We start from the raw sequence: 6,183 nt of genomic DNA, 5'->3' as shown, positions 1-6,183 counted from the left end.
CTACAACGCCGAACAGACCGTGCCCTACGACTTGCCGGAAAACGCTACCCAGAGCGGCATGAAAAGCCGTTCGAGCAAGGGCGGCTCGCCGGCCAATTTCAACGAAATCCGCATGGAAGACAAAAAAGGCGCCGAGCAGTTGTACATCCATGCCGAGCGCAATCAGGACATCGTGGTCGAGGTGGATGAAAGCCACTCGGTGGGTCACGACCGCAACAAAAGCATCGGGCATAACGAGACGGTGACCATCGGCAACAACCGGCTGCGCATCGTCAAGCAGGAAGACATTCTGTCGGTGGGCCAGCGCAAGACCGACAGCATCAGCCAGAGCTACGTCATCGAAGTGGGCGAAAACCTGCGGCTGGTGTGCGGCGAAAGCATCCTGGAGCTCAATGCCAGCGGCCAGATCAACCTGACCGGCGTGCAAATCAGCTTCTATGCCAGCGGTGACGCCGAGATCAACACCGGCGGCGTGCTGCACCTGAACAACGGCGGCGGCCCTGGCGCCACGCCTGACGGCCAGGGCGTCAAGGCCAGCATCGACGCCAATATCAATGCCGCATTCCCCAAGCCCAAGGGCTAACCACGAGATTCAAGCGCCATGACTTACCGCATCAATGAGTTCCAGTTCCAGCTGCCGGCAGGCGAGCTGCAAGACGCGACGATCAACATCCTCAAGTTCCCCGAACTGGGCACCTCGCTGATTGTCAGCCGCAGCTTGCTGGCCGAGGGCGAAACCCTGCAAAGCAACTTCGACGACCAGCTCAAGCGCCTGGAAAAACAAGTGCAGGACTTGCGTTTTCAGCCGGGCGTCGCCGTGCGCCTGGGCGCCAGCCAGGAGGTCGAAGGCATCGAGTTGCGCAGCCAGTTCAACAAGGGCAACGACAAAGTCTTCCAATATCAGTTGGCGCTGGTATTGCCCGGCACCCGAAAAATGCTCGCCCTGAGCTACGTGAAGGCGGAAAAACTCGGCGATGCCGAAGCCGCGCATTGGGCAACCATCAAGAGTTCGCTGTTGTTCGACGTTCCGGCCTGATGAGCACCCTGCATGTCTGACGCACTCTGGGCCGCCCGGCTGGGCGATGCCCTCGACCACACCTCGATGATGGCCGACATCCTCGGCGGCGTGCTGGAGGTGGCAGCCAACATCGCGATCACCGCGGTGGCGACGGCTGCCGTGGTGGCGGCCACGGGCATCACCGTCGCCACCGGCGGCCTCGGCTGCTTCCTGCTCGGCGCGGTGGTGGGCACCATCGTCGGCCTTGCCATGAGCAAGACCGGGGCCGACAAAGGTTTGAGCAACCTGTGCGAGAGTTTCAGCAATTCTCTGTTTCCGCCCACAGTGCAGGCGACGATTCTCACCGGTTCCACCAACACCCTGACCAACAACATGCCCGCCGCCCGGGCCGCCGGGGCGATTCCGTCCCATGTCGCGCCGGCCGGCACCGAGCTGGAGACACCCGAGCCCGAAGCCGAGCCCAGCTATCTGGACATGGCCGAGAGCTTCTTCTCCCAGATGTGGCGCCCCACCGTCGCCACCCCTGCGCCCGGCGCCGTACCCAAGCCGCTGGACCTGGTCAYCTGCATGAAGCATCCGCCGATGCCGCCGCAGTTTCTGGCCGAGGGCTCGGACAAAGTCACCATCAACGGCCAGCCCGCCGTGCGCAGCGGCGACCGCACCACCTGCGACGCCAAGGTCGTATCGTCCGGGCTGATCTCCTCGAACGTGACCATTGGTGGCGGTTCGGTGGTAGTGCGTGAGATCCGCAGCGGCAAGACCCCGGGCGTGGGGCTGGCGGTCACCGCGTTGCTGATGCTCAAGGGCGGCAAGGGCAAGTTCTTCAGCAAACTGCCGTGCATGCTGATCGGCGGCGCGACGTCGATGGCTGTCAGCAGCGCCATGGGCGCCATGGCCAACGCCGCCATGGGTTCGTCGAATCCGGTGCATGCTGCGACCGGGGCCAAGGTGCTGGGAGGCGATGAAGAGCTGGACTTCGTGCTGCCGGGCATCTTGCCGATCGATTGGCAGCGCTTCTACAACAGCCGCGACGAACGCCGCGACAGCTTGTTCGGCGCGGGTTGGAGCGTGTCCTACGAGGTGCGGGTTGAAATCCTGCCTCACCCGGAGGGCGGGGAAACGCTGGTGTACACCGATGAACAGGGCCGGCGCATCGACATGGGTTCGATTCCTCTGGGCGGCGCGGTGTTCAGTGCCGGTGAAGGGCTGAGTGTTCGGCGGCATCGCAATGGGGAATTGTTGATTGAAAGCGATGACGGGTTGTATCGGCTGTTCGACGGTACACCCGGTAATCCGTCGTTGTTGCGCCTGAACCAGCTCGGTGACCGCAATGACAACCGCATCCACCTCGACTATGACGACGCCGGACAGTTGGCGCGCCTACGGGACACCTTCGATCTGGTGCAGGTCGAATTGATTCGGGAGCGCGACCGCGTGGCTCGAGTGGAACGCGTGTATCCCGACCAGCATCGTGAAGTGCTCGTCAGTTATGGCTACGACACAGTGGGCAACCTGGCCGAAGTGCGCGACGCCACCGGCCAGGTGCAACGGCGCTTCGCCTACGACGCCGGGCGGCGGATGGTCGAGCATCAGTTGCCTACGGGGCTGCGATGCTTCTATGAATGGGCCTTGATCGAAGACCAAGAATGGCGCGTGGTCCGGCACTGGACCGACGAGGGCGACACTTACCAGTTCGACTATGACCTGAAAGCCGGTGCAACGCGCATCACCGACGGCTCACAGCGCATCAGTACTCGCCACTGGAACACCCAGCACCAGATCACCGAATACACCGACAACCTCGGCCAGACCTGGCAGTTCGAGTGGAACGACGAACGCCAATTGCTCAGTGCCACCGACCCGCTGGGCGGGCGCTATGAATACAGCTACGACGACGCCGGCAACCTGATCGGCGAAACCGACCCGCTGGGCCGCAGTGACTCGACCCTATGGCTCGAGCACTGGGCCTTGCCGCTGGTGGAAACCGATACCGCGGACAACAGTTGGCAATATCGCTACGATCAGCGCGGCAACTGCATCGCCGAAACCGATCCGCTGGGCCATGTAACGCGATACCGCTACGACACCCAAGGCCAGGTCGTCGAGATCATCGACGCCACCGGCAAAAGCAAAAGGCTGCGCTGGAACCCGTTCGGCCAACTGGTCGAACACATCGATTGTTCGGGTTACCCGACGCGGTTCAGCTACGACAACCGGGGCTATCTGCAAACCATCACCGATGCCCTCGGCGAACGCACCCAATTCAGTTACGACGCCCAGGGACGGTTGCTCAGCAGCCAATTGCCGGACGGCCGCACCGAGCAGTATCAGCGCGACGTCAGCGGCCAGTTGACCGGCTATACCGACCCGGCCGGGCACACCACGCTCTACCAACACAACCGTCGCGGCCAGGTCCGCCAACGCACCGACGCCCATGGCCGGCAGGTGCAGTTCGGGTACGACCGCTATGGGCGGCTGCAGGCGCTGACCAACGAAAATGGCGAGAGTTATCGGTTTGCCTGGGATGCTGGGGATCGACTGATTGAACAACAGGATCTGGATGGCAGTGCCAAGCGCTACACCTATGACCTGCTGGATAACGTCGCGGCGGTCACGGCTGTTCCGGCACCTTACGGTAACGGCCTGGCCGTCGTCCCCGAGTCGCCCCCCGCTCCCATCGTTCACCGACTGGAACGCGACGCCGTCGGCCGGCTGATCGCCAAAGTCACCGACGATGGCCGCACCGACTACACCTACGACCCACTGGACCAGCTCACCGCCGTCACCTTCACCGACCACCAGGGCAACGCACAAACCCTGAGCTTCGCCTACGACGCCCTCGGCCAGTTGCTCGCCGAACACAGCGCGGCCGGCAGCCTGCAATATCACTATGACGAACTCGGCAACCTGATCCAGACCCAACTGCCCGACGGCCGCTGGCTCAATCGCCTGTACTACGGCAGCGGCCACCTGCACCAGATCAACCTCGACGGCCAGGTCATCAGCGACTTCGAACGCGACCGCCTGCACCGCGAAGTGCTGCGCACCCAGGGCCAGATCAGCACCCGCAGCGAATACGACCGCAGCGGGCGCTTACGCTCACGCCAACGCCGTCACACCAGCCAGCCCTCGTTGATGCCGGCGGCCGTGCAAAAGCACTTCGAGTATGACCCCGCTGACAACCTGATCGGCAAACTCGACCAGCAACCCGCCGCACAACACCGCCAACTGCTGCACTACGACGCCACTGGCCGCATCATCGCCAGCCAGGACAGCCTGCACGGCCAGCGCGAAACCTTCGCCTACGACGCCGCCGCCAACCTGCTGGACGGCCCACAACCCGGCGCCGGGCTGGTGGTGCACAACAAACTGCTGACCTATCAGGACAAGCGTTATCGCTATGACGCGTTTGGCCGGATGATCGAAAAACGCAGCGCTAAACGAGGCCTGCAGCGCTTCGGTTACGACGCCGAAAGCCGCTTGATTGAAGTGCGCAATGAAAACGGCAGCGTGGTCAGGATGACCTACGACCCACTGGGCCGGCGCATCGAAAAAACCGTACACGACAGCAAGGGTTATCCACTGGGAGAAACCCGCTTCACGTGGGACGGCCTGCGCCTGTTGCAGGAACATCGCCATCAGCAAACCAGCCTCTACCTATACGAAGACGAAGGTTACGAACCCCTGGCCCGCGTCGACGGCACCGGCCCACTGCAAAAAATCCGCTACTACCACAACGACCTCAACGGCCTGCCGGAACAGCTCACCGAGGCGGACGGCCACAACGTCTGGCAGGCGACTTATCGGGTGTGGGGCAACACGTTAGAAGAGGTGCGCGAGCCGTATTACATTGAAGAGCAGAACCTGCGATTTCAGGGACAATACCTGGACCGGGAGACGGGGCTGCATTTCAATACGTTCAGGTTTTATGATCCGGATGTGGGGCGGTTTACGACGCCGGATCCGATTGGGTTGGCAGGGGGAATCAATCTATATCTGTATGCGGCCAACCCACTCGAGTGGGTGGACCCGTTGGGATGGAGTTGCTCGTCATCCATTAACAAACGAATCAACAAGCTGAAGAAGCAGGGCTATCAGGACCATCACATTCTGAGTGACAAACACGCCAGTACCAAAAATCATCCGCTGCTGAAGTTGGCTGGATTTGACCTGCAAAGCAGACAAAATAAAATTTTCCTACCCAACAAGGCCACCGCCATGGCCGATGGACGCCGATCAATTCATGAGGGACGTCACGCCGGTAGAGTCAACGACAACCTGGCCGGACGAATGACACAAGCAGAACAAGCTGGCAAGCGGAACAACTGGAATCAGGCGCAATATCGCAAGGCCCTGGATAAAATAGTTTCCGATGAGCGCAAACTACTCCGTTCCGGCGAGAGGCAACTGAACAAAAATGCCCGTCCCGGCGCTTATTACGATTAGGAAAATCAAGCATGATCTTAAGTTGGAAAGCCCCTACCTATTACAGCGAACAACTGATCGGCTCGTATGACATCGAAAGCGGTTCTTATGAAACCGCCGGTTCGAATTTTGACTACCTGTCATTGTTGGCGGGAAAACCCTATCCATTGAATATGGACAAGCCAAAGGTCTATTTTCCGTGCAAGAAAAAAAAGCTGCTTGCGTATGACTGCCTATGGCTACTTGGGGGAGTCCCACTAGTCACTGAGCGACTTGCGAATTTTCTCACCAATCAATCTGCTCAGGACATTCAGCTCATTCAACCTGCTGTCGTCATTGCAGACGGGGAAGAGGTCGACGAAGCTTTTTTCATAGTGAATGCAATCAATACCGTCAACGCGATAGATCAAGGGCAATCTGCCGCTGAACGGGATGATGACGGATCGATCATCTATTTCACTAAAACCTGGTTCCTGGACGATGCTGCCGGCATGCGCGGAATCGCTCGTGAGCCAGAGTCAGGAGACCTTCTGATCTCTCAGCAGTTGGCCGATTCTATGATCGAGAAAAAATTCAAAAGCAACAAAGGCTTGGGTTTCTATATCGCCAACCGCACATTTGTCCCTTATAAAAATCAGGCCTAGGCTTCTGGCCCCCATGATGATCGACATTTTTAGGGGCGGCTCTGGGCTGGTGGTGCACAACAAACTGCTGACCTATCAGGACAAACGTTACCGCTA

General features: G+C 60.1%; 4 protein-coding genes. All 4 read left to right on the top strand.

From position 1 onward, the window contains the following. Window positions 1–583: bacteriophage T4 gp5 trimerisation domain-containing protein (locus AC1DLB_RS18500; RefSeq protein WP_477785409.1), on the top strand; the 583-nt coding region annotated here is incomplete at its 5' end. Window positions 584–601: 18 nt separating this feature from the next. Beyond that, entirely contained in the window at window positions 602–1,036 is a 435-nt protein-coding gene (locus AC1DLB_RS18495; protein ID WP_052967849.1) for a DcrB-related protein, read from the top strand. A 12-nt stretch (window positions 1,037–1,048) separates the two neighbouring features. Then, on the top strand, window positions 1,049–5,464 hold the full coding sequence (locus AC1DLB_RS18490; RefSeq protein ID WP_477785408.1) for an RHS repeat-associated core domain-containing protein: 4,416 nt from the start codon (window positions 1,049–1,051) through the stop codon (window positions 5,462–5,464). 11 nt (window positions 5,465–5,475) lie between these two features. Then, the gene (locus AC1DLB_RS18485; protein ID WP_111453069.1) at window positions 5,476–6,087 is read left to right on the top strand and encodes an imm11 family protein; all 612 of its coding nucleotides are present in this window, start codon (window positions 5,476–5,478) and stop codon (window positions 6,085–6,087) included. Window positions 6,088–6,183 lie beyond the last annotated feature (96 nt).

Source organism: Pseudomonas sp. 05N434, assembly GCF_056396965.1.
Note: the sequence above shows the minus strand (reverse complement) of the source record. Positions and strands in the feature narration are given on the sequence as shown.

Coding starts and splice junctions, on each gene's coding strand:
- AC1DLB_RS18495 (WP_052967849.1), top strand. CDS start 602: ATGACTTACCGCATCAATGAGTTCCAGTTCCAGCTGCCGGCAGGCGAG.
- AC1DLB_RS18485 (WP_111453069.1), top strand. CDS start 5,476: ATGATCTTAAGTTGGAAAGCCCCTACCTATTACAGCGAACAACTGATC.